Here is a 26539-nt window from a genome sequence, read left to right as displayed (position 1 = left end):
TTCCGGGCTAAACCTTCACTAGCTGGAGGTTCATCAGCCTTGATCTGCCCCCGAAAGGCAGGCCATATCCGACCCCCGCTGCCGCGCCAGAGTTGTGCGGCGGGTTGATTTTGGAAGGAGAAGGTCCATTTTAGCCGACACGCCCGCGGAGCAGGACCAGCGTCTTGAAACGCTGCACTCCTATAATGTTCTTGATACCGAAGCCGAAGCCGACTTTGACGATATCGTCGAGCTTGCGTCCAAGATCTGCGAAACGCCAGTTTCTCTGATCAGTCTGGTCGATGAGAAGCGCCAGTGGTTCAAGGCGCGCGTTGGATTCGAGCCACAGGAGACAGCACTGGATCAATCAGTCTGCTCTCACGCCATTCTCGACGGCGACTTTACCGAGATTTCGGACATGAGTGCCGATCCGCGTACCGCCGACAACCCGCTGCACATCGGTGACCCACGGGTAAAGTTTTATGCCGGTGCAAACCTTGTGGCGCCGAACGGCCAGCCGATTGGCACGCTTTGTGTGCTGGATATCAAGCCGCGCACCTTGACCGAATTTCAACGCCAAGCGCTGCAAACCCTGTCGCGTCATGTGATGATGCAGCTGGAACTGCGCAAGAAAATTCGCATCGAAGAGGCCTTGCGCGCGGAGATGGACCACCGGGTGAAAAACTCGTTCCAGACCATCGCCTCGCTGTTGCGGATGGCGACGCGCAAGGTGCAAGACCCGGACGCGAAGGATGTGCTTGCTCTTGTTGAACGCCGTTTCGGCGCGGTGGCGTCGCTGCATAGCGAATTGATGGGGCAGGGCGGCAAGAGCAAGGTGCAGACCGCTTCCTATCTTGAGCAGTTGAACAAGCTTCTCGCCGCCGGTGCGCCGGATCATGTCACCATCTTTTGTGAGGCTGAGCCGGGAGAGTTGCAAGCGGCTCAGGCGTCGGCGCTTGGGATGATTGTCAGCGAATTTGTGGCCAACTCGATCAAACATGCCTTCCCCGATGACCGGGCGGGGGAAATTAAGCTTTCGTTGCGCAAGCAGGATGATACAGGCGGCTGGCTTTTGGAGTGTCGGGACAACGGCTGCGGGCATGACGGTGCCGTCTCTGGCGCGGATAGCACGGGGTTGGGGCGAATGTTGATGGCCACGGCAGCCGAGCAGCTGAATGGGCGGCTCATGACCGATTTCGGCCCTGATGGCGCGCTGATGCGGGTCTGTTTTCGCGCTTAATGGCACTGAAAGCGGCTATTTAAGCTATAAACCTAGAAAACATTATTGACCGTCCTTTGCGGCAGTCCTCACTATCGGGCTATGGCGGCGGGACGGTCGGCAGGAATTAGAACAGGGACAAGACTATGATTCAGGAATTCAAGGATTTCATCGCTAAGGGCAATGTCATGGACATGGCGGTTGGTATCATTGTCGGCGCGGCCTTTACGGCAATCGTGTCGTCGATGGTGGCTGATTTGATCAATCCGATTGTTGGGCTCTTCACGGGTGGGGTCGATTTCACCAACCACTATGCCGTCTTGTCGGGAAATGTCCCGGCGGATGCGTCGCTTGAACAAGCGCGGGAGGCCGGGGCCTCTATCTTTGCCTATGGGTCGTTTCTGATGGCGGTGATCAATTTCTTCATCATCGCTTTTGTCGTCTTCATCCTTGTCAAAATGGTGAACCGGGTGAAGGCCGCAGCCGAAAAGCCAGATGAGGTTGCGCCAGAGGTGAAGACCGGTCCGTCGCAACTCGACGTTTTGCTGGAGATTCGGGACGCACTGAAAACCCGCTAAACGGAACTTACGAAATGAAAAGGCCCGCTCATTTGGCGGGCCTTTGTTGTGTCTGGCGGGCGAAGTTTAGCCCACGATGGCTTGATCCGCAGTAATGCTCTCGATCCCAAGCGCCTCTCCCACGGCGGCGTAGGTCAGCTTGCCCGAGTGGACGTTGAGACCCGCCTTGAGGTGGGGGTCATCCGCGCAGGCCTGTTTCCAGCCCTTATCGGCCAGTGCCAGCATGAAAGGCATGGTCGCATTGCCGAGTGCAATCGTCGAGGTGCGCGCCACGGCGCCGGGCATGTTGGCCACGCAGTAATGCATGATGCCGTCGACCTCATAGACCGGGTCTTGGTGCGTGGTGGCCTTGGAGGTCTCAAAACAGCCGCCTTGGTCAATCGCCACATCCACCAGCGCCGCGCCGGGTTTGAGTTCGGACAGTTGCGCGCGGCTGATCAGTTTGGGGGCCGCAGCGCCGGGGATCAGCACCGCGCCGATGATCATATCGGCCTGACGCGCCAGTTCGATGGTGTTTCCTGCGCTGGCATAGGCGGTCTTGAAGGTGCCGCCATAGATATCATCGAGGTAGCGCATCCGGGGGAGCGACCGATCAAGCACAGTTACATCCGCGCCCATGCCAGCGGCGATCCGGGCCGCATGGGTGCCGACAACGCCGCCGCCGATGACCATAACTTTGGCGGGGCCGACGCCGGGCACGCCGCCCATCAGAACGCCCCGGCCGCCATTGGCCTTTTGCAGCGTCCAAGCGCCGACTTGCGGGGCCAGACGGCCTGCGACTTCGGACATGGGAGCCAGAAGGGGCAGCCCGCCGTTGCGGTCGGTCACCGTCTCATACGCAATCGCGGTACAGCCCGAGGCCAGCAGATCACGGGTTTGGTCAGGATCGGGGGCAAGGTGCAGATAGGTGAAGAGCAATTGCCCTTCGCGCAGCATCTTACGTTCGCCCGCCTGTGGCTCCTTCACCTTGACGATCATATCGGCGCTGGCAAAGATTTCCTCAGCCGTGTCGATGATGGTGGCACCTGCGGCGGTGTAATCCGCATCTTCAAAGCCCGCACCGACACCCGCCCCTGCCTGCACGATGACCTCATGCCCGTGGGCGATGGCTTCTTGTGCGGCGTTGGGCGTCAGGCCGACGCGGAATTCCTGCGGTTTGATTTCTGTCGGGCATCCGATTTTCATGGGGGTCACTCCTCCTCCGTAGTGGGAAAGGATTATCACAGGCGCCGTGCATATCGTTGCGAAATTGGGGTCGCCAAGCCGGGCGGTAATCGAATATAATTGCGTCTGAATGAAGTTCGACGCGAAAGTATTGCGCATATGGCCTTGGATGAGATTGATCGGCGTGTTCTGCGCGCTTTGCAGCGCAACGGGCGGATGTCCAATGCCGAATTGTCGGAAGTGGTGCATCTGTCGCCCTCGGCTTGTCATCGCCGTGTGCAGCGGTTGGAGAAAGAAGGCTATATCCGCGATTATGTCGCCCTGCTGGACCCGCGCAAGTTGGGCATGCCGACCACGGTGTTTGTTGAGATCACCCTACAGGCGCAGGCCGAAGAGGTGTTGGAAGCCTTTGAGAAGTCTGTGTCGCGTATTCCGGATGTGCTGGAATGTCATCTAATGGCGGGGACGGCGGATTATCTGCTGAAGATCGTGGCAGAGAATACTGAGGATTTCGCGCGGATCCATCGTCAGCATTTGGCGCGGTTGCCGGGGGTGGCGCAGATGCAGTCAAGTTTCGCGTTGCGGACGGTGTGCAAGACGACGGCGCTGCCAGTGTAGCTGGAAGGTGCTGCGGAGGTTCGAAGCGGAGCAGCCCGGAATCAAGGCCGAAGGCCGCCGGGCAGCGCCAGACCGCCCGGACGGGCTGGCGCTTTTGCTGAGGTCGTGCCGTCCTGAGGTATTTCTCAAGCGCAGCTACCATAAATTGCCTAATTGGGGGATTTCGAGCGCCATCCCGCGGTCTGGCGTTGCCCGGCTCCGCTGCGCTCCCCCACAAAACAAAACCCCCGCTGCCATCGGCACCGGGGGTTCTATATCTGTCGCGTGTCGCGGGAATGATTTACATCATACCTTCGCGTTGCGCTTTTTTGCGTGCCAGCTTACGGGCACGACGGATCGCTTCAGCTTTCTCGCGCGCTTTTTTCTCGGACGGTTTCTCGAAATGTTGCTTAAGCTTCATTTCACGGAAAACGCCTTCGCGCTGTAGCTTTTTCTTCAGAGCCCGAAGGGCCTGATCGACGTTGTTGTCGCGAACACTAACCTGCATGTGGTTGTCACCACCTTTCTAGGATAAAGTTGCAAGGAATTGCAGGAATTGGGCCTATAACAGCCTATATCTCCTTTGTCCACCCCATCATGCCCCGATAGGAGCCCACCATGACCCCGCCCAAGGCCGACCCAAAGGACCAATTGCTGGATGCCGCATTGATGCATGTACCGTTCGACGGTTGGTCGCCAGCAACTTTCAACGCCGCGATCAAGGACAGCGGTCTGGACCCAGCGCTGGCCCGTGCGGTCTGCCCGCGCGGGGCGGTCGATCTGGCGGTGGCCTATCACCGGCGCGGCGATGGCAAGATGTTGGAGGGTTTGGCGCAGGCTGATCTGTCACAGATGCGGTTCAGGGACCGCATCGCCAAGGCCGTGCGCCTGCGGCTTGAAGCCGGGGATCGTGAGGCGATCCGCCGGGGCAGCACGCTGTTTGCCCTGCCGCATCACGCGCCCGAAGGGGCAGGCCTGCTGTGGGAAACCTGCGATAAAATCTGGACCGCGCTTGGCGATACCTCGGACGATGTGAATTGGTACAGCAAACGGGCCACACTGTCGGGCGTCTATTCCGCCACGCTGCTTTATTGGCTAGGCGATACCAGTGAGGGGCATCAGGCGACGTGGTCTTTCCTTGATCGGCGGATCGACGATGTGATGCAGATCGAAAAGCTCAAGGCGCAGGTGCGCGACAGCCCGACGCTGAGCCGCCTGATGGCCGGACCGAACTGGCTGCTGAGCCATATCAAAGCGCCGCGCGGGCAGCGTGACCCTAATCTGCCGGGGCGTTGGACGCCGCCTAGCTGAGGCAGCCTGCGGGCTTTCCTGCCCGCGCAGCAGATGGTAGGGCGGGGCACCCGGTTTCACACAGGCGCCCGATGACCAGTCCGACCCATCCGCTCATTGATATTGACAGGATCAGCTACACCCCCGCGGGCACGTCGGTGCTGCGTGATGTGAGCCTTAGGTCCGATGTATCGCGGATCGGGATTGTGGGGCGCAACGGGTCGGGTAAGACCTCTTTCGCGCGGGTTCTCTCGGGCTTGGTGGCCGCAGATGAAGGGCAGGTACGGATCGGCGGGATCGACGTGGCCCGTGACCGCCGCCGTGCGATTGGCGCTGTCGGCATTCTGTTTCAAAACCCGGACCATCAGATCATTTTTCCCACCGTGGAAGAGGAAATCGCCTTTGGCCTCCTGCAAATGGGCCAATCCAAGGCAGAGGCGGCGCGTGGCGTGGCCGCGATCCTCGGGCAGTTCAACAAGCGGCATTGGGCGCAGGCTTCGATCCACCAGCTCTCTCAAGGTCAGCGGCAGTTGGTTTGCCTGATGGCGGTGTTGGCGATGCAACCGCGGGTGCTGGTGTTGGACGAACCCTTTGCCGGGCTCGACATTCCCACGCGGCTGCATCTTGAACGTGTCTTGGCCGGGCTCGACCCGACGCTGGTGCATATTACCCATGATCCAGCAGCGGTGGCGGAATACGACCACATCCTCTGGTTGGAGCGCGGCGAAGTCGCCCAGCAGGGCAGCGCGCGCCCGGTGCTGCGCAATTTTGAGACGCGGATGAAAGAACTGGGGGCGAGCGATGATCTCTCTGACCTCGCCGGTTGAGACCCGCGCCCATGGCTGGCCTGCGGGGGCCAAACTGGGCGCGCTTTGTGTGGCGACGCTGCTGCTTTTCAGGGTGGAAGAACCGTGGTGGCAGGCTGCGTTTTGCGCCGGGATGCTGCTGCTCTATGCGCTGCCGGGGCGGGCCTTTCTGAAGACCGGATTGGGGCGGCTGTGGATGCTCTGGCCCATTGTTGCATTGATTTTGCTGTGGCATGTGCTGACCCGCGATGCGGAAGCGGGCGTTGTCATCGTGTTGCGGATGATCACAGCTGTGGGGCTGGCCAATCTTGTGACCATGACCACGAAACTCAGCGATATGATGGCGGTGGTGCGTTGGCTTGCCACGCCCCTGCGCCGCTTTGGGGTTCGGACCCGTAGCCTTGAGTTGGCCGTGGCGCTGGTGGTGCGTTTCACCCCGGTGCTGGCCGCCAAGGGGCAGATGCTGTCGCTGGCGTGGCGCGCGCGGTCGCGCAGACGGGCGGGCTGGCGGATTGTGATGCCCTTTACCGTGCTGGCCATAGACGACGCCGAACATGTGGCCGAGGCGCTGCGCGCGCGGGGCGGGCTGTGATTGCTTGACCGGGGAAGAGGGCTGGCCTAGGCATTGGAAACTCTAATCCAAGGACCCTCCCAATGGAACGTAATCTGACAATGATCGCCCTCTTCGCCGCGCTGATTGCGGCACTGGGCTTGATTCCGAAATTCACGCTTGGCTTCGGCGTGCCGATCACCGCGCAGTCGCTGGGCGTCATGCTTTGTGGCACGGTGCTGGGCGCATGGCGCGGCGGGCTTGCGGCGCTGCTGTTCGTTGCTCTCGTGGCGCTTGGTCTGCCACTTCTGGCCGGGGGCCGTGGCGGTCTGGGCGTCTTTGCCTCGCCGACGGTGGGTTTCCTCGTTGGCTTCCCGATCGGTGCCTTTGTGACTGGCTTTATCATGGACCAGTGGCGCAGCGCGCCGGTGGGTCTGGCCGCCGGGGTTTCGGCTGTCTTGGGCGGCATCCTTGTGGTCTATGCCTTCGGCATCTTCGGCATGATGATGACGCTGAACAAGTCACTGCTTGAGGCGACCCTGCTGGTCCAAGCCTTCATCCCCGGTGACCTTATCAAGGCCGTGCTGGCGGGTTTCATCACCTCCGGTCTGGCCAAGGCACGCCCCGCAAGCGTGCTGTCGCGCAGCTAAAACGATTGGCCCGCCCCACCCAAAGGGGGCGGGCCGCTACAGTCGCATCAGCGCGGCAGAGCCGATCCCCCCGGCTGCGGCAATCGCCGCCAATCCGGTGCCAGACCCCCGCGCCACCAATTCATGCCAGAGCCGCACCGCGTTGACCGCGCCCGAAGCGCCGATCGGATGCCCACGGGCCAAGGCGCCCCCACCCATGTTGACGATTTGCGGCGCGATCCCTGCGCCGTTGACGCAGGCGATGGCCTGCACGGCGTAGGCTTCCATGATCTCGGCAAGAGTCAGGTCGTCGGCGGTCAACCCGGTTTGGCGAAAGACTTCGGCAATCGCCACCAGGGGTGCCAAACCCGGCTCCTCGGGTCTGCTGCCCTTCGTCGCGGTGGCGATGAGTTCGATTTTTGGCACGGTGAGGTCAACCGCTACACGGTCTGACACGACCACGCAAAAGGCCGCTGCATCGGCAGCGACGGCGGCATTGGCGGCGGTGATGTCACCTGAAAGTACCTTGGCACGCCGGCAAAGCGCGGGGCTAAGGCGGCGGGTAAAGGTATCGCTCCCGGATCCCGCAAGTGGCACCAGCTCTGTTTCGGACGGCAGATGCACGCGTGCCTTCGCGTGGCTTTCCACGGCCCACTCATCCTGCGCCTGACGGGAGATGCCTTGCGACCGGCCAAGCGCTGCGGCGGCATCGGTCATGTCGGGATCACGTTCGGGCCACGGGGTGAAGGGCGCTTGCGTATAGGCTTCGGGCGGGCGGCTATCGGAAAAGGTGCGGTAGCGCAGCGGTTGGCGGGAATAGCTTTCCGCGCCGCCCGCCACGACGATATCCGCCGCACCGCTGAGGATCATCTGCCGCGCCAAGGCTAGCGCATCCAAGCCCCCCGCGCATTGCCGGTCGATGCTGAGACCCGCGACATGTTCAGGCAGTCCCGCCGCCAGCGCGATGCTGCGCGCCGGGTTGCCGCCGGGGCCAAGGGCGGTGCTGCAAATCACCTCATCAACTTGGCGCGGCGCGATGCCTGCGCGGGTCAATGCAGCGGTGAGGATGGGGGCGGCGAGGTCGGGCAACGAGAGCTGCGCCAAGGCACCGCCGCGCGGGGTAACCGGGCTGCGGCAGGCCGAGATGATGTAGGCGCTGGTCATATTTGACCCTCCAGCCAGTTGGAGAGGGCGTTAAGGTCGATCTTGCCCGAGGGGAGCAGTGGAAGATCAGAGTTAAAAAAGACGCGACGGGGGGCGGCCAGCAGGCCAAGTGCTGCGCGGCAATTGGCGATGATCTCTTCGGCGGACAGTTCTTTTGCGGCAGTTTCAACCACCGCAACCAGATGATGCCCCCGCAACGCGTCGCCGCGGGGCAGAACCGCGCAGGGCAGGCGTGTATGCGCGGCGATCACCGCCTCCACCGCTTCGGGGAAGACCATTTGGTCGGCGATCTGCACCATCCGTTGTCGCCGTCCTTTGATCCACAGATGCCCGTCGGCATCCAAATCGCCTATTTCACCCACCGTCACAAACCCATCCTGCCAACGGGTGTCGGTGCTGCTTCCAAGAGCGTAACCGTCAAAAAGGTAGGGGCTGCGCACCCAAATCTCGCCCACATCAGAGGTGGGCCGCCCCGCCCTATCCAAAAGGCGCAGATCGACGCCGGGGTAGGGGCGGCCGACGGACCCTTCGGGGGTATGCGCATCGGCCAGAGTGATAAAGCTCGTCTCGGCCGCGCCATAGAAGACATGCACCGCAGCCTCGGGGCAGAGCCGCTTGACCACCGCCCGCGTGGCCGCGTCGAGCGCGCCGCCGCCACAAAGAACCAGACGCAGCGAAGGCAGTGGCGCGGCTGCACCCCGCGCGAGCAGCCGCAATTGCGTCGGCGTGGCATAAAGGATCGTCGCCCCCGCCTCGGCAACACATACCGACTGTCTCCGGGGGGATTGATCCGCCAAGACATGCGCGTCAAGGCCGAGGTGCAGCGCCTCCAGCACGGCATAGAGCGACAGGGAGTGGCTGAGATGGCCCAGCACAGCAACGCTATCGCCACTGCTCAGCGCAAAGCGGTCGGCATTCACGTTGAAACTGGCGATCCAAGAGGCTTGGCTGCGGCGCACGGCTTTGGGCTGACCCGACGCGCCCCCGGTGAGGGTGAGGAAGGCACCGGGCGGGCAGGCGATGTCATCGGGCAGACAATGGTCGCTTAGGCAAAATGGGGCTTGCTGGGTGATCGCAGTGGTCAAAGCCTTCAGCGCGTCAAAAGCCGGGAACGCGGGCAGGGCGCAGAAACGGTCGCTTTCGCCTTCAATCGCGCGGGGGACTTCCGACTGCCCAGCGAAGAGCCGCGCGTCCTTATGCCACCTAAACCGATCCTGCGCGACCATCCGCCTCTCCCTCTTCCGCCCGGTTTCAAATTCCGGGTGCATGCCCCGGGGCCGCCCGTTAGGCTGCGGCAAAACCAGACCCGAGGATACTTCAGACATGACACAGACCATGCGTGCAATCGAAATCACCGAACCCGGCGGTCCGGACGTTCTGCAGGGCACCACCCGCCCCCGGCCCCAACCGAAACACGGGCAGGTCATCATCAAGGTCGCCTATGCCGGGGTGAACCGCCCCGATGCACTACAGCGCGCGGGCAAGTATGCACCGCCTGCCACCGCCAGCGATCTGCCGGGGCTGGAGGCCTCGGGCGAGGTGGTGGAGGTCGGCCCCGGCGTGACGACCCTGGCACCGGGCGATCTGGTCTGCGCCCTGCTGCCGGGTGGCGGCTATGCCGAATATGTGGCCACCCCCGCCGCCCACTGCCTGCCGGTCCCCGAAGGGATGGGGCTGAAAGAAGCCGCCTGCTTGCCTGAGACTTTCTTCACCGTCTGGTCCAACCTTTTTATGCGGGGCGGGCTTAAGGCCGGAGAGAAAGTGCTGATTCACGGCGGCTCTTCCGGCATCGGTACGACCGCAATCCAACTGGCGCGCATCTTGGGGGCGCGGGTCTTCGTGACCGCTGGCACGGACAGCAAATGCGCGGCCTGTATGAAGCTGGGTGCCGAGGTGGCGATCAACTACCGAGACACGGATTTCGTCGATGTGCTGAAGGCCGAAGGCGGCGCGGATGTGATCCTTGATATGGTCGGTGGCAGCTATATCGACCGCAACCTAAAAGCGCTGGCCGAGGACGGCAGGTTGGTGCAAATCGCCTTTTTGCAGGGGGCCAAGCAGGAGGTGAATTTCGTCACATTGATGACCCGCCGTCTAACCATGACCGGATCGACCCTGCGCCCGCAAAGCGATCTGGCCAAGGCGCGGATTGCGGAAGAGCTTTTGCAGAACGTCTGGCCGCTGCTGGAACAGGGCCGCGTGGCCCCGGTGATTGACAGCACATATGAGTTGTCAGAGGCGAATGACGCCCATCGCCGGATGGAGGCCAGCGGCCATATCGGCAAAATCGTCCTGAAGGTCGGCGGCGATCTGGAGGCTGGGGAAGATCAATAAAATTTGAGGCAGTAACGAATTGTTAACCAGCAATTTGTTAACGTTAAGCGCGGGTGGCCGGGACGCTGGCCACCCGCGTTGGAGAGAGAGCCGAAAGGCATTGATAGCGGGGGAGGAAATTACGCCTCTCCCGTTTTCACCTAAGGTCCTTCCCGCAATATTTAGCGCAGTGGTGTGAACAGAGCGTTATCAAGATTGCAATCGCGCCGCACATCCGGGCCGCAAGGAATAAATTCAAGGCTACGCGACAAACAAATGCGCGCCTCCTGAATGTGCCCTTGGTTACAGGTGATCGTGATCCCTTGGGCGGTTAGATCAGGGTTGGCTTTCAAGAACGCATCTTCGACCACGGAGGCTGGCAGGGCGACTGTTCGGTCCAGCTTGCGAAAGACCTCGGGGCGGTTGATGCGGGCGTAGGCCTCTCGCGAGAGGGCGAAATAATCCGCCGGGTCCAGCCCGCTGCAAGAGCCGTGCTTCTTCCATTGGTGCCAAGCCAAGCCGCCGGTGCCCATGATATCGGACATGCCCCCGGTCTGTGTTCGGCTGGGCGGGCGTTGACCGCTTTGACAGTAAGACGGATAGCCGCGGGTGAACTGCGGCCAGAGGCCGTGCAGGGTCCAGCCGTGGTCCTTGTCCGCATCGCATTGCGGGGACTGGCGGGCGTCGCCGGTCAATTCGCACCAGTTTGGCGACCACGAAAGGGACATAACGTAGTAGTCGAACTCGCCCGAACGCTCCCCTTCGGCCAGTGTGACTGTGGGGGCAAGCAGCCCGAGGATCAGCAGACAGGCGCGCAGTGGCCGCATTGGGTCTTCCCTTATGATGTTTGAGTTAGTATACAGCCGCCAACTTCCCCGACAATGAAGACCGTTCTGCCAAGCAGGACAGCCTTTCAGGCGACGGGAAAATTGCGTTTTTAGGAGAGTGACATGGCAAAACCGATTATGGCCAAAGCCACCGCCGTCTGGCTGGTGGACAACACCACCATCAGCTTCAAACAGATCGCCGATTTCGTTGGTATGCACGAATTGGAAGTGCAGGGCATCGCCGATGGCGACGTGGCGCAGGGCGTGAAGGGCTTTGATCCGATTGCCAACAACCAGCTCACTCAAGAAGAGATCGACGCGGCGCAGAACAACCCGATGCATAAGCTGAAGCTCAAGTTCAACGCTGCTGCTGAAGGCGAAGAGAAACGCCGCGGCCCGCGTTATACGCCGCTCAGCAAACGTCAGGATCGCCCCGCGTCGATCCTGTGGCTCGTCAAGTTCCACCCCGAACTCAGCGACGGTCAGGTCAGCAAACTGGTAGGCACCACCAAGCCGACGATCCAAGCGATTCGTGAGCGCACCCATTGGAACATCTCCAACATCCAGCCGATCGACCCGGTCGCTTTGGGCCTGTGCAAACAGTCCGAGCTTGACGCCGCCGTGCAAAAGGCTGCCGCGAAAAAGGCTGCGGCGGGCGAAGTGATGAACGACGACGAGCGTCGCAAGTTGGTGTCGACCGAGCAGAGCCTCGGTATGGACAGTGAGCCCAAGATTCCGACGGCCATCGAAGGTCTGGAAACCTTTACTCTCTCCGGCAATAGCGCGGATGACGAGGAAGATGATCACTCGAAGGGCGATTACTCCGACGCCGACAGCTTCTTCTCGCTGCCTGAGAAGGCCGATGAAGACGACGAGGATGAAGACAAAGCTAAGGGCTAAGCGCCCAGAGGGCGCTGTGGCGGAAGGAACTTTCGCCGCAAGGATGTGTTGAAGTAACAGGGCGTCGGTTTCTCCGGTGCCCTGTTTTGCATTTAAAATCGGGCGCTTTGCGCCAGGGGATGGATTTGGAAACGGCATTGAACTGGATGATCTGGGGGCTGGCGGGACTGCTGATATTTTGCAGCCTGCTGCCGCTGAGCAAACTGCCTTTCGGGGCGATCCGGGGGCTGGCCTTTCCGCGTGAGCAATTCCTCGGTCTGGCGCTGCTGCTGGCGGTAGCCTTCGCGCTGGTGCATGGGCCGATGACGACTTCGGGTATGATTGGCATCGCGCTGATGCTGGGCGTTGCGGCGCTTCAGGCGCTTTATATCACCAAGTTCACTCCGATCTGGCGCAAACAGTCGCTCGCCGCCTCGCCAGAGCTGCGCCGGGAGACGGACCGCCACGTCAGTCTGCTGGCGGCCAATGTGAAAAAATCAAACCGCGATTACGGCAAGCTTATCGCGCTGGTCGAAGCACGGGTGCCGGATATTTTCATGGCGATTGAAGTGGATCAGGATTGGATCGACGCGCTGGACGACGGTCTGGGCAAAAACTACGAACACCACATCGATGTGCCGCTTGATAACGGCTACGGGCTTTGCGTCATGTCGAAACTGCCTCTGTCTGAAATAGAGGTGCGGGAGTTAGTGACCCGTGAGGTGCCGTCAATCCGCGTGCGCGTACATCTGCCTGTGGGGGAGGACTTCCGCCTCTATGTCGTCCACCCCGAGCCGCCGGTGTTTGAGCATGACACCAAGGGCCGCGACAGCGAGATTGCGATGGTCGGACTGGAAGCTGAGGATGATCCGCTGCCTGCCGTGGTGTCCGGCGATTTGAACGATGTGGCGTGGTCCACGACGACGCGCCGATTCCAGCGGCTCTCTGGCCTGCTGGACCCGCGCGTGGGGCGCGGCATGTACAACACGTTCAGCGCGACAATGCCGTGGATGCGCTGGCCGCTGGATCACCTGTTCCACGACCCGCAGTTCCGCCTGCTTGAGATGGACCGGCTGGATAAGATTGGGTCGGATCACTTCCCCATGTGGTTTGTCTTGGCCTTGGCCCAGACCGAGGCCGCCGAGAGCGACCCCGAAGAAACCGACCCTGAAGAGGAGAAAGAGACCAAAGATATGATCAAAGAAGAACGTGAAAGAGACCGCGACCCCATCGGTAGTGACTGGGAAGACGAAGAAAAATAACTATTTTCGCGAGGGCCAATTTTACCCCTTGTACGAATCCTAAAACGGCGTACATGGCGCAATACAGACGCCAACGCACGCGCCTCTGGCCGGTCAGTTCCTACCCTGACTGACCCGCGTTTATGTAGCGACGGTAACGTCTCTTGAAACGACACGCGGGGAACCAGCCCCACCTGCTCTTTGGAGATGACCATGAACGCTACAGTACCCGGTGCCCTGCGCACCGCATCCAATTCATTTGCCGATCCGGCCGCTGCCTATATTGCCGCCAACAGCTTTGACAAGCCAACGCTTGTCATCAGCCGTGAGCGCGTGGCCGCGCAATATGATGCGCTGCATAGCGGTCTGGGCGATGCACATATCCATTACGCGGTGAAGGCGAACCCGGCGGCGGAGATCATTCGTCTGCTGGTTAAAAAAGGCTCTGGATTTGACGCGGCATCCCGTGCCGAGATTGAGCTTTGCCTTAGCCAAGGTGCGAAGCCGGAAAACATCTCTTTCGGCAACACCATCAAACGCGCCTCAGACATCGCCTTTGCGCATTCGGCAGGCGTGACCCTATTCGCCGCCGACAGCGAAGCCGAACTCGACAAAATCGCCGCCCATGCACCCGGTGCACGGGTCTACCTGCGCCTGATCGTCGAAAACTCCATGGCAGACTGGCCGCTCAGCCGCAAATTCGGCTGTGCCGGTTCGGCCCTGCCTGCGCTGTTGAACCACGCGGTTGCCGTAGGCCTCGTGCCCTTCGGCCTGTCCTTCCACGTCGGTTCGCAGACCCGCAAGGCGGAGTTCTGGAACCCGGTGCTGGATCAGGTGGCACCGCTTTGGCACGCTGCCCGCGCCGACGGGCATGACCTGCAACTGCTGAACCTCGGCGGTGGTTTCCCGGCGTTCTACGGCGAAAGCATCGAAGCGCCGCGCGCCTATGCGGCTGCCGTAATCTCGGCTGTCAAAGCCCGTTTTGGCGATGTGCCGCAGCTGATGGCAGAGCCGGGCCGTGGTCTGGTGGCCGAGGCTGGTCACATCGCTGCCGAAGTCATGCTGGTGAGCCGTAAATCCGCGGATGATCTGCACCGCTGGGTCTATCTGGATATCGGTCGTTTCTCGGGTTTGGCGGAAACTGAAGGCGAAGCGATTCGCTATCAGATCGTCACCCCGCATGACGGCGAAGAGACCGGACCCTGCGTTTTGGCTGGCCCGTCCTGCGATTCGGCGGACATCCTTTATGAAAAACGACCGATTCATCTGCCTTTGGCCCTGCGCGATGGCGATAAAGTGATGATTCGCGCTTGCGGAGCCTACACAAGCTCCTACAGTTCGGTCGGGTTCAACGGATTTCCGCCGCTTGATGTGATCGTGCTCTGACAGCACGATCTGCGTCGCCCCGGAAAAGGGCCGCCAGCTTTGGGAGGAGCGGGCGGCCCGCTTTGATTCTGGGGAGGGCTAGATCGACTTGCGCGCCTGCATAGCGGCGGTGATCGTCCCGTCGTCGAGGTAATCCAACTCCCCGCCAATCGGCACACCTTGGGCGAGGGAGGTGAGCTTGACCCGGCCGTCCAATTGATCGGCGATGTAATGCGCGGTGGTTTGCCCGTCGATCGTGGCGTTGAGCGCGAGGATCACTTCGCTCACACCTTCGGTGTCGATCCGGTCCACCAGACGGGGGATGCGCAATTCCTGCGGGCCGATGGCATCCAGCGCCGAGAGCGTGCCGCCCAACACATGATAGCGCCCTTTGAACACGCCGGAGCGTTCCATCGCCCAAAGATCGGCCACGTCTTCGACCACGCAAAGCTCACCATTCGCGCGTTTTTCGGAGGTGCAGATATCACAGACATCAGCGGTGCCCACGTTGCCGCAGTTCAGACATTCCCGCGCCGTGACGGCGACGGTCTGCATCAGGTCAGACAGGGGGGTCAGCAGCAGCGCGCGCTTGCGGATCAGGTGCAGCACCGCGCGCCGGGCCGAGCGGGGGCCAAGGCCGGGCAGTTTCGCCATCAGCTCGATCAGGGCGTCGATGTCGCGGGTAGAGCTCAAGGCGGGGCACCTGTGGGAAAAGGGAAGGGAGGGGCGTTTCCGCCCCAACCGTTTAGAAGGGCAGTTTCATACCTGCGGGCAGGCCCATGCCTTCGGTCAGCTTGGACATTTCGGCCTGCGCACGGTCCGAAGCTTTGCTCTGCGCGTCTTTGATGGCGGCGAGGATCAGGTCTTCGACGACCTCTTTCTCGTCTTTGTTAAAGATCGACGGGTCGATATCGAGACCCTTCAACTCACCCTTGGCGCTACAGGTCGCTTTGACGAGGCCCGCACCAGATTCACCCTCAACCGTGATATTGTGCATCTCCTCTTGCAGTTCGGCCATCTTGCCCTGCATTTCCTGCGCTTTTTTCATCATCCCGGCCATATCGCCGAGGCCGCCTAATCCCTTGAGCATCTGGGTCTCCTTGTTGCGTTGTCGTTTATATGTGGCGTGAGGGGGCGTGGATCAACCGTCCTCGAACGGATCCCATTCGTCTTCGACCTCGGGCAGCGCCTCTGCCGTGGCGGCGGCGGCGATGTCTTCGGGCGTGCGGATCGCGGTGATCCGGGCTTTGGGGAATTGCGCCAGCACGGCCTGCATCATCGGATGCTCCTCGGCCTGTTTTTTCAGCGCCAACTCGCGCGCGTCGCGGATCTGCGCGATGGTCTCGGCACCGCCTTCATTGACCAGTGATACCGCCCAGCGGTTGCCGGTCCAGAGTTGCAGCTTTTGCCCAAGCCGCTGCGCTAGATCGCGGGGTGCGTCGTCGGTGGGCACGAATTCGATCCGACCGGGTTGGTAGGCCGCAAGCTGGACGCAGGTTTCCACCTCAACGAGCAGTTTCACATCGCGGTTCACGCGTATCAGTTCGATCACATGTTCAAAGGTCGGGAAGCGGGCGAGGGCGGCGTCAAGGTCTTGCGCCAGCGCCGTTGTCTGCCCCTGCGGGCCGGGGTTTGACGCCATGCGCTGCTGCGCGTGCTGCACGGCCTGCGCGCCGGTGCTGCCCTGAGCCACGCCATTGCCGCCACCACCACCGCCGACGGGGGCAGGGGGCGGACTGCTGTTTTGCAGCTTGCGCACCAGTTCTTCGGGCGAGGGCAGGTCGGCCACATGGGTCAGGCGGATCACGGCCATTTCGGCGGCCATCATCGCATTGGGGGCCGCGGCGACTTCGTCCAGCGCTTTCAGAAGCATCTGCCACAGGCGGGTCAGCACGCGCATCGGCAGGGTCTCGGCCATTTGCTGACCGCGGGCGCGCTCTTCCGGGGCGATTGTAGGGTCTTCGGCGGCATCAGGCGTGATCTTCACGACCGACACCCAGTGGGTGATCTCGGCCAGATCGCGTAGCACGGCCATTGGGTCTGCCCCGTCGGCATATTGGCCGCTGAGTTCCGTCAGCGCCGCTGCCGCATCGCCGCGCAGGACCATGTCGAAAAGGTCTAGCACCCGGCCACGGTCGGCCAGACCCAGCATCGCGCGGACCTGTTCGGCCCCGGTTTCACCCGCGCCGTGGCTGATGGCCTGATCCAGCAGCGAGGTCGCGTCACGGGCAGAGCCTTCGGCGGCGCGGGTGATGAGTGCGAGCGCGTCGTCGGTGATCTCGGCATTCTCAGACGTCGCGATCTTGCGCAGCAGGGCGATCATCACCTCGGGTTCGATCCGGCGCAGATCAAAGCGCTGGCAGCGTGACAGCACCGTCACCGGCACCTTCCGGATCTCGGTGGTGGCAAAAATGAATTTGACGTGCTCCGGCGGCTCTTCCAGTGTCTTCAGCAGTGCGTTGAACGCGCCGGTGGAGAGCATGTGCACTTCGTCGATAATATAGACTTTGTAGCGGGCAGACGCCGCGCGGTAATGCACCGAATCAATGATCTCGCGGATGTTGGCGACGCCGGTGTTCGAGGCCGCGTCCATCTCCATCACATCAACGTGGCGGCCTTCCATGATCGCAGTGCAGTGCTCGCAGACACCGCAAGGATCGGTTGTCGGCCCGCCGTTGCCGTCAGGCCCGATGCAGTTCATCCCCTTGGCGATGATCCGCGCCGTGGTGGTCTTACCGGTGCCGCGAATGCCCGTCATCACAAAAGCCTGCGCGATCCGGTCGGCTGCGAATGCGTTCTTGAGCGTGCGGACCATGGCATCTTGGCCGACGAGATCGGCGAAGGTTTCGGGCCGGTATTTGCGGGCCAGAACGCGGTAGGCGGATGTATCTGTCATGGTGCCCCAGATCGGATTCGGTCAAGGCCGTAAACTAGGCGCTCCGCGCCGTGGCGTCCACCGTGCTTGGGGACGGGTCAGAGCATCCAAAGGATTGCGCCGACACCGATTGACGCGAAGGCGAGGATTGCCGCAAGTATTTTCATACGGCTGTTGGGCTGGGCATTGGCATGGTGGTCGCTTAGCCGCTGTTGGGTTTTCGCCGCCGAGGCCTGCGCCGCCCAATAGACGTAAAGCGCGGCGAGGATGAAAGCCGAAGCCACCGCTTTGGCCACCCATGTCGGCTCGAACTCTCCGAACACGGCGCGCAGACCGATTGCTACGGCCACACAGGCCATACCGGTGCGCATCCAGCCTGCAAAGGTGCGTTCATTGGCCAGAATCGTACGATCCTCGGCCCAATCGGTGCGGTCTTCGGCTAGGTCATTCTTATCACTCATTGAACCAAACTGCGCTTTGCGCGTTCATGTGGCAATAAGCTTTGACATAGCGGGGGACGGTTTATGCGGTTGCGGGGAATTGGGCGGAGCAAGAATGTCATCCGTCGCAGCGGTGGGGCCGGCAAGGCGGGGGGGCTCGGCCTGGTCGGTGTGCTGGCGGTTTTGGCAATCGGCTATTTCACTGGCATTGACGTTACCCCGCTGCTGACCGGCCAAGGCGGCGGTCAGGTCCAACAGTCACGCCCGCTGAGCGACAGCGAAGATCCGCAGGTCGATTTTGCTGCCCGCGTGCTCACCACGACCGAGCAAGTCTGGAGCCGCGTTTTCCAAGAACAGTTGGGTGAAACCTATACGCCGCCCCAACTCGTTGTGTTTGAGAACGTGACTCAAAGCGCCTGCGGCGGGGCCTCGGGCGCGACGGGGCCGTTCTATTGCCCGGCGGATAATATGGCCTATCTCGACACCGCGTTTTTCCGCACGTTGGAACAGCGCCTAGGTGCCGGAGGGGATTTCGCCGCGGCTTATGTGATCGCCCATGAGGTCGCGCACCATGCGCAGAATGAGATTGGCGTGCTGCCGCAGGTGGCACGGATGCGGCAGCAGTCCTCCGAGGTTGAGGCAAATGCCCTGACCGTGCGGCTTGAACTGATGGCTGATTGTTTCTCGGGAATCTGGGCGTCGAACGTCGAAGGGCTGATGGAGAAGGGTGACCTTGAAGAGGCGCTGAACGCGGCGCGGATGATCGGGGATGACCATTTGCAGCGTCAGGCCGGACAGGTGCCCCAGCCACATACCTTTACCCACGGCACGTCAGAGCAGCGCGCGCGATGGTTCGAGCGCGGCTATGAAAGCGGCGAGATGGCGCAGTGTGATACGTTTAAGGCGGATCGGTTGTGACGGGGTAAGAGGGAGCCCTGCTGGTGGGGCGGTGTCGGGTGTGCTGAAAATCAGGGCATCTTGGCGGGCCTTGAGTTTCTCAAAAGCATCATTTTTAGGAGGGCTTCCCCTCTCATCGCTTCTGCGAAGCGACTGCCGGGGCGTTGCACTGCGCAGCAATGCAACGGTGGTGAGAGGCTGATAACGACCCAAGCGGGGCTCGTTACGGCTGCTTCCTTCCGGATCTGACCGGGTTGGCGAGGCGCCTGCCCGCACCAACCTCTCAAGCCCCATATAGGAGGGCGAGGCGCGAAGTGCAAGTCTCACAAGCAGATCTGTATCTGTGCAAAACCTGAGGGGGTCATGCCGCAGGGGACGGGCGATAGATGTGCTATATCTTCAATGAAAGGCAGCGCTTCGGGGGAGGTGTGTAGGATCGAATGCGCCCCCGCAGCGTTAAAGCGCCACGGCGCGGCGTCGGGCCAGAAACACTCACCCGGCTCAGCGAGCGCCGCAATCAGCGCGTCGGCAAGTGGCAGCGGGCTGCGCAGTGCAACATCGGCTTCGGCCGCGCCTTCAAAGCCGCCACCGCCCGCTGCGCGGAACTGGTTGGTGGCGAGCAAAAAGCCTTGCTCTGACCGCACGGGCTCGCCTTGCCAGGATAGGTCGATAATGCGGTCTCCACGCGCTCGGCGGGGGTCGATTTCGTAGGTAACACCATAGATGGTATCGAAGTGAAACGGCGGACGGCGGGGATCGACAAGAGGGCCTACCGCACCCCCAAGCAAGGCAAAAACCTCTGCCGCAGTCTCCAGCCGCCTGCGAAGGTCAGCGCCAGTCAGGCGCAGCGCCCAAACCTCGTTACGATAGGGGATCAGCCCGGCGATATGGTTGCGCTGCACCGGTCCCTGCGGAATATGCAGGAAATGCCCCGGCCCGCCGCGTCCACCCGCCGTATGGGCCGCTGCGGCAGCGAGGATCGGAAGATCGCCGTCAGGCGTGCCTGCGACACTTTCGCGTATCACCTTAGCCTGAGCGCGGGCGGTCAGCGCGTCGATAGCAGTAGGCATGGCGAGCGAAAAAAAGTTGTGCAACGCCCGGTCGGTATGGCCAACGATTTCTTCCAAATGGGAGCGGACGCCAATGTGGCTTAACCGCGCGGCACTCAGCACCACAGGGTCGGCCAGTGTCTCCGCGCTGTTGCAACGCAGGCGGCTTTCATGGCGCAATACCGTCCAGAGACCGCTTGCATCCCGTTCAAGGGCAAGCTCCAATACCGCCAAATCGGACCCACCAAACCCCGGCATTGCAGCGGGGCGACCGGAGAGTGTCCCGATCTGCGTGTCGACCCCGCTGCGTGCGCGGTGGTCCTGTCCGGGAAAGCGTCGGTGGGTGTGGCCGGTGATCACCGCATCGATGCCGTCAACTTCGGCAAGGGCGCAGACGTCTTCTTCTGTCACGCTTTCCGCCTCATCGGCGATGCCCATATGGGCCAGCAAGACAATCAGATCAGCGCCGGCGGCGCGCAGCTTGGGCGCGGCTGAACGGAGGCTCTCGAGCGGACATGTGATCTTGGCCTCGTCTTCCAAGACATCGCGGTTCCAAATCGCAGTCTTGCCGGGGAGGACGGAAAGCAGGCCAATCCGCAGCGTAGACGACGGACGGCCCTCCGCAGATGGCAGCGGGCAGGGAACGATCGCCCACTGACGCAGCGGGCCCGGTTCGCTCAGGTGCAGGTTGGTCGACACCAGCGGCATATCGAGCGCCCCAGCCACGGCGCGCAGATACGGCAGCCCAAAGTCGAGATCGTGGTTGCCCAGGCCCAAAGCGTCATAGCGCAGGTGGTTCAGGCAGGCGACAAGAGGATGCGTCGGTGTGACCGGCAATTGCGCCAGTTGGTCGGCCATCGCATTGCCCTGCAACAGATCGCCATTGTCGAGCAGGATGCAAGCCGCGCCGTGCTCGGCGGCCTCCTGTCGGGCGGTACGGATCAGCGTGGCGATCCCGGCCAGCCCATGATGCCCGACCGGGCGGTCACGCACATAGTCATGTCCGCCGAGTTGCATATGTAAATCAGTAGTCGCCAAAATGCGCAGACGTGCGACTGCCGGGGTGGCTCCGGTGGGGGGAGGGGCACCGGCCGAGGCATATGCGCTGCGCTTGTTCACCGTAAAGGTAAGTACTCGCTAAGAATTACAACTTTAAGATGTTTTTATATGAGCAGATTTCAACCCCTGTGGCAAGAGCGCTTGGGATTGCCAATATCGCCTGCGCCGTGGCATGGCTGGGTCAAAGGCAAACAGCCTTCATCGGGGGAGCGCCATGCGTCACGCGGAAACGGTAACTTTTGGTGGCTCGGCGCTTGATCGGGCGGGCGAGGTGCGGGGCGATGCGCAGGCCATCGCCCAGCTACGGGCCGACCCAGCGGCGCGGGCCATCGTGTTCTGGCGTGGCAAACCTTTGATCGCACCTGCGCGTCCCGCCGCCTTGGTGAGGCTGCCGTTGGACCACCCGGTGTTGAAGGAGGCCGAGGGTACGGCAATCTTGCTGGGGCGCGAAGACGGCGCGGCGAGGTTTGCGGTTGATATCTCAAACTGGGCGCCAGCCGATCTGGATCAATCGCAACTGGGGGCATTTCTTGATCCAAGTGAGCAACGCCATCCGCTTTTGGGCGATGACATGGTCTTTGCCGAACTGCGGCGTGTCATGACATGGCTTGCCCCCCGCGATGCCGAACTCGCCGCCAGCGGTAAGGCGATTCTCGGCTGGCATGAGACACACCGCCACTGCGCGCGCTGCGGCAGTGCCACCGATCTGGCACAGGGCGGATGGCAGCGCGTCTGCCCAGACTGCGGCGGCGCGCATTTTCCGCGTACCGATCCGGTGGTCATCATGCTGATCACCCAGGGTAATTCCGTTCTCATGGGGCGTTCTCCCGGCTGGCCAGAGGGGATGTATTCGCTGCTTGCGGGCTTTGTTGAGCCGGGCGAGACGGTTGAGGCTGCCGTGCGCCGGGAGGTGTTCGAGGAGGCGGGCGTACAAGTCGGGGCGGTTAGCTATCTCTCCAGCCAGCCTTGGCCCTTCCCGGCGTCATTGATGCTGGGCTGCGCCGGCGAAGCGCTGAGCCGCGAGTTAACCATTGACCCGGCTGAGATTGAAGACGCTCTGTGGGTCACCCGCGAAGAGATGATGGATGTCTTTGCTGGAAGCCACCCGCGCCTGCTGCCCGCCCGACGCGGGGCTATCGCACATTTCTTGCTGGAAAACTGGCTTGCAGATACACTGCGTTGACAGGCCCCGCCGTAACGGCGGCGGGATGGAAACGCGAGCAGAAGAATTGGAACGGACGGAATGAAATTCTCGACCAAAGAAGACGTCGAAGCACCGATTGAGGCAGTCTTTGACATGTTGTGCGACTTTGAGAGCTTTGAGCGGTCTGCCATGCGGCGCGGGGCCGAGGTGCAGCGCGTAGATACAATGTACAAACCCGGTGTCGGCATGACGTGGAACGCGGTTTTCCCCCTGCGCGGCAAGCGGCGGGAGTTGACGATTGAGGTAGTCACCTTTGACCGGCCCAATGAAATCGTGATCGACAGCATGTCGCAGGGGCTTGCCGGGCAGATGTCGTTCGAACTGATGCCGTTGTCACGCAACACCACACGGGTGCTGGTGGCGCTTGAGGTCAAACCGTTGAACCTTTCCGCGCGGCTGTGGGTGCAGTCGCTCAAGCTGGCCAAAGCGACCTTGAGCAAGAAGTACAAAGACCGCGTGGCCGAATACGCGCGTGGCATGGAAGACCGTCACACCCGCAGCGTTAAGGTCTGAGCCTTGGTGCCCCGCTTACATCCCGGTCGGCGCGCCCCGGTCGGGATGTGCAGGATAAGCGCCGAGGATCTCTAGCATATTCGTAAAATACCCCAGCTCATCCAGCGCGCGTTTGACCGCTGGGTCTTCGGGATGGCCCTCAATATCGGCGTAGAACTGCGTCGCGGTGAAAGACCCGCCCACCATATAGCTTTCCAGCTTGGTCATGTTCACGCCATTGGTCGCGAAACCGCCCATCGCCTTGTAAAGCGCCGCAGGGATGTTGCGCACCTCAAAAACGAAGGTGGTCAGCATCCGTTCTGCGCGGCGGCTGAGGTCGATCTTGGGTGCCATCAGCAAAAAGCGGGTGGTGTTGTGGTCCATATCCTCAATGTCGCGCGCCAGCACATTGAGGCCGTTGATCTCTGCCGCGACCTCTCCGGCCAGAACGCCATCGGTGCTGCCCTCGGTCGCGGCCAGCTCGGCGGCGGCCCCAGCGGAATCGGCGGCGGGTTCAGAGGTGATGCCATGTTGTTGCAAAAAGCTGCGTGCCTGCGGCAACAACACCAGATGCGCGCGGACGTGTTTGATGTCTTCCAATGCCACGCCAGGCCGCGCCATCAAGGCGATGCGGACCCGCACAAAAGCTTCGCCGATGATGTGCAGCCCGCTTTCGGGTAGCAGGCGGTGAATATCTGCAACACGGCCATAGGTCGTGTTCTCCACAGGCAGCATGGCCAGTTCGGCGCGGCCTTCATTTACGGCGCGGATCACCCCCTCAAACGACTGGCAGGGCACCGGCTCCATATCGGGGCAGGCTTGAATGCAGGCCTCGTGGCTATAGGCACCAAGGGCCCCTTGAAAGGCGATGCGCGGCGTGGTCTGGGCGGTCATGGAACGTATCCTGCTGCAAAAGGCGCGGGGAAGGGCAATTGGTCGCGGTAACTACACCTTGCCTGCGCCAAGGGAAAGCAATAGATACGCGGGCAACGATGCCAAGAACCATGGCCCGCCCATGGTACCAATACCAAGTGATGGACCCTGACGCATGTTCGATACAATGACCCTGACCAAAATCGCAGCCGGCGTATTCGGCGCCTGGTTGGTACTTCTGCTGGGCAAATGGGTGGGTGAAGAGATTTACCACGCCGACGCTCATGGGGAGCCGTCCTATGTGATCGAAGTGGCTGATGCCGGTGGCGACGAAGGTGGCGAAGAGATCGACTTTGCTGCTGTCATGGCCGAAGCCGATGCCGACAGCGGGTCCAAAGTGTTCCGCAAATGCGCCGCGTGCCACAAGGTAGACGGCACCAACGCCACCGGCCCGCACCTTGACGGTGTGGTTGGCCGTGACATCGCCGCCGTTGGTGATTTCGGCTACTCCGGCGCGCTGTCCTCGATCGACGGCAGCTGGACCCCGGAAGAGCTGAGCGCCTTTCTTGCCAGCCCCAAAGGCTACGCACCCGGCACCACAATGGGTTTCGCAGGTCTGCGCAAAGTCGAAGACCGCGCCGACGTGATCGCCTACCTGCAAAGCGTTTCGAACTGATATCGCGCTACATTGCGTGAGTGAGAGCCGCCCCTAGGGGCGGCTTTTGCTTTTGTTGGGGGCGGAACGTCTTCTTTAAGCAGGTGTTGGGCCATGGAACGTCCACACCGAAAGGAGACGTGTCATGCAAAGCCACAGAGCTACCGTCACTGGAATCGAAATGCGGTGGGAAGAGACGGGGGCGGGTGACCCTGTCATCCTGCTTCACGGTATTCCTACCTGCCCCGCGCTATGGCGCGACGTTGCTCCGAAGATAACAGGTCGACGGGTCCTTGCTTGGGAGATGCCGGGCTACGGTGCGTCGATCCCGCAGGGCGAAGGACGCAATATATCAGTCTCGGCACAGGCCGATTATTTAGTCGCTTGGATGCGAGATCAGGGCATAAGCCGTGCGGTTCTTGCCGCTCATGATCTTGGCGGCGGGGTCGCGCAGATCGCGGCGGTGCGCCACCCGGAAATGGTCAGCGGGCTGCTGCTAACGAATGCGATCAGCTATGATTCATGGCCCGTGCCGCTGGTGAGTGCTGTGGCCAAGACCGGGGGCGTTGCGAAACACGCCCCTGACGGTTCTTTTCATCAACTGCTCAAGATGATCTTCTCAAAGGGCCATGAGACCGACGCCGCTGCTGAGGCTGCCTATGATGCCCATGCCCCGCATTACGCACAACACGGGGAGGCCGAAGCCTTCGTACGGCAAGCACAGTCGCTGGACGTGGAAGATACCAAGGCCATCGCGGACAAGCTGCCCAGGCTCAACATCCCCGTGCGGATCGTTTGGGGGGCCGATGATGAGTTTCAAAAGATCGAGTATGGTGAGCGTTTGGCCAAAGACCTGAACGCGCCGCTGCACCGGATCGACGGGGGCAAACATTTCACCCCAGAAGATCACCCTGATGTAATTGCGGCCGAAATCAATGCGCTGATCCGCACGGTCGACGGCAGCTAATCAACGTGGGCAGGCGTGGCAGAGGTCGCACCCGCTCTGTTCCTACTGAGCCGCGATCACCGGCACGTCGACATTCGCGGCTCTGATCCCGTTGATGTCACACCGCCAAGCGGGAAGGCGGATGACGGCGCGGCTTTGATCTTCCTCTGCGTGCACCTCAAAATCCCCGCCATGCATCTCAATCAGTTTGCGGGTCAGCGGCAGGCCCAGGCCTAGCCCACCTTTTGTGCTTCGGTGATCCATCACGCCGCCGACGACGAAGGGCTTGTACAGCTCGGCAAGATCGACGTGGTCGTCGAAAGACCCGTTGTCGATGACAGAAATCTCAATATTGCCTTCCGCGTCTTTGAAGGTCTCAAGCGCGATCTCACTTCCACCGTGGAGCACCGAGTTCAACACCAGCGCTGTGACGGCAAGTTCGATCTGATCGCCATCGATATGCATCTCTTCCAGCGGCAGGCTGTCGCGCAGGGTGATCGTTTTGGCGGTGGCATCCGTGGTGGCAAAGTGCAGGGCCGAAACCGATTGCAGCAGGTCGCTCAGGTTGCATTCACGCTCGTTCAGGCGCAGCTCGCCCGTGCTGACGTTGCTGTAGGAAATGATCGTTTCGATCAAGGCGCTGAGGTGATCGACTGATCGCCGGGCAGAGCGGATCAGCAGCGGGTTAATGCCTTGCTCAGCCTTGGCCTCCAACATGCGCAAACTGCCAAAAAGCACAGTCAACGGCGTGCGAAGCTCATGCCCGACCAGTGTCAGGAATGTAGATTCAGCGCTGCTGTCGATCTCTTGGTGAGGGGCTTCCGGCTGGCGGCGCTCAAGTGCGGCGATAACCATACGGCCCAAGTCTTCAAGCAAGGCGATCTGCTTCTCAGACGGGTATTCATGCGGTTGCAGGTCCAGTGCGCAAAGACTGCCAAAGCGGTGACCCGAAGACAAGATCAACGGCACACCGCAGTAATAACGCGCCTGTGGACCGCCCTCGGCGACCATTGGATGACGCTCAAAACGGGGATCTTTGCTGAGGTCCGGGACGATCAGGGGGGCGTCCGACATGATGGTATGGCTGCAAAAGCCTGTGTCCTTGGGCATCGGTTCCAAAGGGTAGCCAACCACGGATTTGTACCACTGATTGTCTTCTTCCACGACGCTGATATGCGCAATTGGACAGTCGAGCAGCCGTCGAGTGGCCTCGCAAATGGTGTCGAACAGAGCTTCATTCTCAGCCGTCAGGCCGGGGACATCAAAAACGGCGCGCAGACGGGCTTCTTCGTTAAAGGGAATCGGGTAGGTTCTCATGCTCAGCTCCAGTTTACGCGTCGTTAACCTGGGTGAAGAATTTGTTAACTTTAGGGCGAGAAATGGACTGGCCCGGGAAGTTACTAGGGCGCGGGCCTACACAATCCCGCGAGCGGGAGCGGGGCATTTTG

Annotated in this window: 28 protein-coding genes and 1 other RNA gene; 16 read left to right on the top strand and 13 right to left on the bottom strand. The window is 61.5% G+C overall.

Going from position 1 to position 26539, the window contains the following annotated elements; translation table 11 throughout:
- Positions 1 to 94: 94 nt before the first annotated feature.
- Both K3759_RS15450 and mscL read left to right on the top strand, forming a co-directional pair.
- The gene (locus tag K3759_RS15450) at positions 95 to 1219 is read left to right on the top strand and encodes a histidine kinase dimerization/phosphoacceptor domain -containing protein (RefSeq protein WP_259983124.1); all 1125 of its coding nucleotides are present in this window, start codon (positions 95 to 97) and stop codon (positions 1217 to 1219) included.
- A gap of 125 nt (positions 1220 to 1344) precedes the next feature.
- Positions 1345 to 1776 carry a large conductance mechanosensitive channel protein MscL gene (gene mscL / locus K3759_RS15445; protein WP_259983122.1) on the top strand — a complete coding sequence of 144 codons (432 nt, stop codon included), beginning with the start codon at positions 1345 to 1347 and terminating at the stop codon, positions 1774 to 1776.
- Positions 1777 to 1842: 66 nt separating this feature from the next.
- Here the strand turns inward: mscL and ald are convergent, their stop codons facing one another.
- Positions 1843 to 2961, bottom strand: coding sequence for an alanine dehydrogenase (gene ald / locus K3759_RS15440; RefSeq protein ID WP_259983120.1), 1119 nt, complete (start codon positions 2959 to 2961; stop codon positions 1843 to 1845).
- A gap of 138 nt (positions 2962 to 3099) precedes the next feature.
- Between ald and K3759_RS15435 the strand changes: the two genes are divergently transcribed.
- The gene (locus K3759_RS15435) at positions 3100 to 3558 is read left to right on the top strand and encodes an Lrp/AsnC family transcriptional regulator (protein WP_259983118.1); all 459 of its coding nucleotides are present in this window, start codon (positions 3100 to 3102) and stop codon (positions 3556 to 3558) included.
- A 280-nt stretch (positions 3559 to 3838) separates the two neighbouring features.
- On the opposite strand, the gene rpsU is transcribed toward K3759_RS15435, so the two are convergent.
- Entirely contained in the window at positions 3839 to 4045 is a 207-nt protein-coding gene (gene rpsU, locus K3759_RS15430) for a 30S ribosomal protein S21 (protein WP_007118112.1), read from the bottom strand.
- Between the two features lie 110 nt (positions 4046 to 4155).
- On the opposite strand from rpsU, the gene K3759_RS15425 reads away from it, so the two are divergent.
- The 4 genes from K3759_RS15425 to K3759_RS15410 all read left to right on the top strand — a co-directional run bounded on the left by K3759_RS15425 (position 4156) and on the right by K3759_RS15410 (position 6833).
- On the top strand, positions 4156 to 4848 hold the full coding sequence (locus K3759_RS15425) for a COQ9 family protein (RefSeq protein ID WP_259983116.1): 693 nt from the start codon (positions 4156 to 4158) through the stop codon (positions 4846 to 4848).
- Between the two features lie 71 nt (positions 4849 to 4919).
- Positions 4920 to 5654 carry an energy-coupling factor ABC transporter ATP-binding protein gene (locus K3759_RS15420; protein WP_259983114.1) on the top strand — a complete coding sequence of 245 codons (735 nt, stop codon included), beginning with the start codon at positions 4920 to 4922 and terminating at the stop codon, positions 5652 to 5654.
- Positions 5629 to 6225 carry a CbiQ family ECF transporter T component gene (locus K3759_RS15415; RefSeq protein ID WP_259983111.1) on the top strand — a complete coding sequence of 199 codons (597 nt, stop codon included), beginning with the start codon at positions 5629 to 5631 and terminating at the stop codon, positions 6223 to 6225. Before K3759_RS15420 ends, K3759_RS15415 begins: the two co-directional genes overlap by 26 nt.
- 62 nt (positions 6226 to 6287) lie before the next feature.
- Entirely contained in the window at positions 6288 to 6833 is a 546-nt protein-coding gene (locus K3759_RS15410) for a biotin transporter BioY (protein ID WP_259983109.1), read from the top strand.
- A gap of 36 nt (positions 6834 to 6869) precedes the next feature.
- Here the strand turns inward: K3759_RS15410 and K3759_RS15405 are convergent, their stop codons facing one another.
- Both K3759_RS15405 and K3759_RS15400 read right to left on the bottom strand, forming a co-directional pair.
- Positions 6870 to 7976 (bottom strand): thiolase family protein, encoded by a 1107-nt coding sequence (locus tag K3759_RS15405; RefSeq protein ID WP_259983108.1) that lies wholly within the window; start codon positions 7974 to 7976, stop codon positions 6870 to 6872.
- On the bottom strand, positions 7973 to 9202 hold the full coding sequence (locus tag K3759_RS15400; protein ID WP_259983106.1) for an AMP-binding protein: 1230 nt from the start codon (positions 9200 to 9202) through the stop codon (positions 7973 to 7975). The genes K3759_RS15405 and K3759_RS15400 overlap by 4 nt, the downstream gene beginning before the upstream one ends.
- A gap of 97 nt (positions 9203 to 9299) precedes the next feature.
- On the opposite strand from K3759_RS15400, the gene K3759_RS15395 reads away from it, so the two are divergent.
- Positions 9300 to 10310, top strand: coding sequence for an NAD(P)H-quinone oxidoreductase (locus K3759_RS15395; RefSeq protein ID WP_259983105.1), 1011 nt, complete (start codon positions 9300 to 9302; stop codon positions 10308 to 10310).
- Between the two features lie 161 nt (positions 10311 to 10471).
- Here the strand turns inward: K3759_RS15395 and K3759_RS15390 are convergent, their stop codons facing one another.
- A complete protein-coding gene (locus K3759_RS15390) occupies positions 10472 to 11116 on the bottom strand; it encodes a ribonuclease T2 (protein WP_259983102.1) in 645 nt (214 codons plus the stop codon).
- A gap of 123 nt (positions 11117 to 11239) precedes the next feature.
- Here K3759_RS15390 and K3759_RS15385 point away from each other — a divergent pair, with 123 nt between their 5' ends.
- The 3 genes from K3759_RS15385 to K3759_RS15375 all read left to right on the top strand — a co-directional run bounded on the left by K3759_RS15385 (position 11240) and on the right by K3759_RS15375 (position 14622).
- Positions 11240 to 12016, top strand: coding sequence for a DUF1013 domain-containing protein (locus tag K3759_RS15385; RefSeq protein WP_259983099.1), 777 nt, complete (start codon positions 11240 to 11242; stop codon positions 12014 to 12016).
- Positions 12017 to 12135: 119 nt separating this feature from the next.
- Complete coding sequence (locus K3759_RS15380) at positions 12136 to 13257, top strand: endonuclease/exonuclease/phosphatase family protein (protein WP_259983097.1); 1122 nt, start codon at positions 12136 to 12138, stop codon at positions 13255 to 13257.
- 186 nt (positions 13258 to 13443) lie between these two features.
- Complete coding sequence (locus tag K3759_RS15375) at positions 13444 to 14622, top strand: type III PLP-dependent enzyme (RefSeq protein WP_259983096.1); 1179 nt, start codon at positions 13444 to 13446, stop codon at positions 14620 to 14622.
- A 78-nt stretch (positions 14623 to 14700) separates the two neighbouring features.
- On the opposite strand, the gene recR is transcribed toward K3759_RS15375, so the two are convergent.
- From recR to K3759_RS15355, 4 genes are all read right to left on the bottom strand, one after another.
- A complete protein-coding gene (gene recR, locus K3759_RS15370) occupies positions 14701 to 15294 on the bottom strand; it encodes a recombination mediator RecR (RefSeq protein WP_259983095.1) in 594 nt (197 codons plus the stop codon).
- A 52-nt stretch (positions 15295 to 15346) separates the two neighbouring features.
- Positions 15347 to 15691 (bottom strand): YbaB/EbfC family nucleoid-associated protein, encoded by a 345-nt coding sequence (locus K3759_RS15365; protein ID WP_067624876.1) that lies wholly within the window; start codon positions 15689 to 15691, stop codon positions 15347 to 15349.
- Between the two features lie 51 nt (positions 15692 to 15742).
- Positions 15743 to 17497 (bottom strand): DNA polymerase III subunit gamma/tau, encoded by a 1755-nt coding sequence (locus tag K3759_RS15360; RefSeq protein ID WP_259983092.1) that lies wholly within the window; start codon positions 17495 to 17497, stop codon positions 15743 to 15745.
- A gap of 77 nt (positions 17498 to 17574) precedes the next feature.
- Positions 17575 to 17937 (bottom strand): YidH family protein, encoded by a 363-nt coding sequence (locus K3759_RS15355; protein WP_259983089.1) that lies wholly within the window; start codon positions 17935 to 17937, stop codon positions 17575 to 17577.
- Between the two features lie 63 nt (positions 17938 to 18000).
- Between K3759_RS15355 and K3759_RS15350 the strand changes: the two genes are divergently transcribed.
- Positions 18001 to 18834 carry a neutral zinc metallopeptidase gene (locus tag K3759_RS15350; protein ID WP_259983087.1) on the top strand — a complete coding sequence of 278 codons (834 nt, stop codon included), beginning with the start codon at positions 18001 to 18003 and terminating at the stop codon, positions 18832 to 18834.
- A 167-nt stretch (positions 18835 to 19001) separates the two neighbouring features.
- On the opposite strand, the gene ffs is transcribed toward K3759_RS15350, so the two are convergent.
- Positions 19002 to 19099, bottom strand: an RNA gene (gene ffs, locus K3759_RS15345) — signal recognition particle sRNA small type.
- Between the two features lie 37 nt (positions 19100 to 19136).
- Entirely contained in the window at positions 19137 to 20981 is a 1845-nt protein-coding gene (locus tag K3759_RS15340) for a 5'-nucleotidase C-terminal domain-containing protein (RefSeq protein ID WP_259983084.1), read from the bottom strand.
- Positions 20982 to 21135: 154 nt separating this feature from the next.
- On the opposite strand from K3759_RS15340, the gene nudC reads away from it, so the two are divergent.
- On the top strand, positions 21136 to 22104 hold the full coding sequence (gene nudC, locus K3759_RS15335) for an NAD(+) diphosphatase (RefSeq protein WP_259983082.1): 969 nt from the start codon (positions 21136 to 21138) through the stop codon (positions 22102 to 22104).
- Positions 22105 to 22164: 60 nt separating this feature from the next.
- Complete coding sequence (locus tag K3759_RS15330; protein ID WP_259983080.1) at positions 22165 to 22638, top strand: SRPBCC family protein; 474 nt, start codon at positions 22165 to 22167, stop codon at positions 22636 to 22638.
- Positions 22639 to 22653: 15 nt separating this feature from the next.
- Here K3759_RS15330 and K3759_RS15325 read toward each other — a convergent pair whose 3' ends face one another.
- On the bottom strand, positions 22654 to 23511 hold the full coding sequence (locus tag K3759_RS15325) for a prephenate dehydratase (protein ID WP_259983079.1): 858 nt from the start codon (positions 23509 to 23511) through the stop codon (positions 22654 to 22656).
- Between the two features lie 154 nt (positions 23512 to 23665).
- Here K3759_RS15325 and K3759_RS15320 point away from each other — a divergent pair, with 154 nt between their 5' ends.
- The gene (locus K3759_RS15320; RefSeq protein ID WP_259983078.1) at positions 23666 to 24166 is read left to right on the top strand and encodes a cytochrome c family protein; all 501 of its coding nucleotides are present in this window, start codon (positions 23666 to 23668) and stop codon (positions 24164 to 24166) included.
- A gap of 124 nt (positions 24167 to 24290) precedes the next feature.
- Positions 24291 to 25112 carry an alpha/beta fold hydrolase gene (locus tag K3759_RS15315; RefSeq protein ID WP_259983076.1) on the top strand — a complete coding sequence of 274 codons (822 nt, stop codon included), beginning with the start codon at positions 24291 to 24293 and terminating at the stop codon, positions 25110 to 25112.
- Positions 25113 to 25154: 42 nt separating this feature from the next.
- On the opposite strand, the gene K3759_RS15310 is transcribed toward K3759_RS15315, so the two are convergent.
- Positions 25155 to 26408 (bottom strand): GAF domain-containing sensor histidine kinase, encoded by a 1254-nt coding sequence (locus K3759_RS15310; protein ID WP_259983075.1) that lies wholly within the window; start codon positions 26406 to 26408, stop codon positions 25155 to 25157.
- Positions 26409 to 26539: the final 131 nt, after the last annotated feature.

It is taken from the genome of Sulfitobacter sp. W027 (assembly GCF_025143985.1).
Classification (GTDB): Bacteria; Pseudomonadota; Alphaproteobacteria; order Rhodobacterales; family Rhodobacteraceae; genus Sulfitobacter.
This window is presented reverse-complemented; position numbering and strand designations above follow the sequence as displayed.

Coding starts and splice junctions, on each gene's coding strand:
- nudC (WP_259983082.1), top strand. CDS start 21,136: ATGCGTCACGCGGAAACGGTAACTTTTGGTGGCTCGGCGCTTGATCGG.
- K3759_RS15330 (WP_259983080.1), top strand. CDS start 22,165: ATGAAATTCTCGACCAAAGAAGACGTCGAAGCACCGATTGAGGCAGTC.
- K3759_RS15375 (WP_259983096.1), top strand. CDS start 13,444: ATGACCATGAACGCTACAGTACCCGGTGCCCTGCGCACCGCATCCAAT.
- K3759_RS15410 (WP_259983109.1), top strand. CDS start 6,288: ATGGAACGTAATCTGACAATGATCGCCCTCTTCGCCGCGCTGATTGCG.
- K3759_RS15435 (WP_259983118.1), top strand. CDS start 3,100: ATGGCCTTGGATGAGATTGATCGGCGTGTTCTGCGCGCTTTGCAGCGC.
- K3759_RS15315 (WP_259983076.1), top strand. CDS start 24,291: ATGCAAAGCCACAGAGCTACCGTCACTGGAATCGAAATGCGGTGGGAA.
- K3759_RS15325 (WP_259983079.1), bottom strand. CDS start 23,511: ATGACCGCCCAGACCACGCCGCGCATCGCCTTTCAAGGGGCCCTTGGT.
- K3759_RS15365 (WP_067624876.1), bottom strand. CDS start 15,691: ATGCTCAAGGGATTAGGCGGCCTCGGCGATATGGCCGGGATGATGAAA.
- ald (WP_259983120.1), bottom strand. CDS start 2,961: ATGAAAATCGGATGCCCGACAGAAATCAAACCGCAGGAATTCCGCGTC.
- K3759_RS15380 (WP_259983097.1), top strand. CDS start 12,136: ATGGATTTGGAAACGGCATTGAACTGGATGATCTGGGGGCTGGCGGGA.
- K3759_RS15350 (WP_259983087.1), top strand. CDS start 18,001: ATGCGGTTGCGGGGAATTGGGCGGAGCAAGAATGTCATCCGTCGCAGC.
- K3759_RS15420 (WP_259983114.1), top strand. CDS start 4,920: ATGACCAGTCCGACCCATCCGCTCATTGATATTGACAGGATCAGCTAC.
- K3759_RS15360 (WP_259983092.1), bottom strand. CDS start 17,497: ATGACAGATACATCCGCCTACCGCGTTCTGGCCCGCAAATACCGGCCC.
- K3759_RS15310 (WP_259983075.1), bottom strand. CDS start 26,408: ATGAGAACCTACCCGATTCCCTTTAACGAAGAAGCCCGTCTGCGCGCC.
- K3759_RS15390 (WP_259983102.1), bottom strand. CDS start 11,116: ATGCGGCCACTGCGCGCCTGTCTGCTGATCCTCGGGCTGCTTGCCCCC.
- rpsU (WP_007118112.1), bottom strand. CDS start 4,045: ATGCAGGTTAGTGTTCGCGACAACAACGTCGATCAGGCCCTTCGGGCT.
- K3759_RS15415 (WP_259983111.1), top strand. CDS start 5,629: ATGATCTCTCTGACCTCGCCGGTTGAGACCCGCGCCCATGGCTGGCCT.
- K3759_RS15320 (WP_259983078.1), top strand. CDS start 23,666: ATGTTCGATACAATGACCCTGACCAAAATCGCAGCCGGCGTATTCGGC.
- mscL (WP_259983122.1), top strand. CDS start 1,345: ATGATTCAGGAATTCAAGGATTTCATCGCTAAGGGCAATGTCATGGAC.
- K3759_RS15400 (WP_259983106.1), bottom strand. CDS start 9,202: ATGGTCGCGCAGGATCGGTTTAGGTGGCATAAGGACGCGCGGCTCTTC.
- K3759_RS15385 (WP_259983099.1), top strand. CDS start 11,240: ATGGCAAAACCGATTATGGCCAAAGCCACCGCCGTCTGGCTGGTGGAC.
- K3759_RS15405 (WP_259983108.1), bottom strand. CDS start 7,976: ATGACCAGCGCCTACATCATCTCGGCCTGCCGCAGCCCGGTTACCCCG.
- K3759_RS15425 (WP_259983116.1), top strand. CDS start 4,156: ATGACCCCGCCCAAGGCCGACCCAAAGGACCAATTGCTGGATGCCGCA.
- K3759_RS15395 (WP_259983105.1), top strand. CDS start 9,300: ATGACACAGACCATGCGTGCAATCGAAATCACCGAACCCGGCGGTCCG.
- K3759_RS15355 (WP_259983089.1), bottom strand. CDS start 17,937: ATGAGTGATAAGAATGACCTAGCCGAAGACCGCACCGATTGGGCCGAG.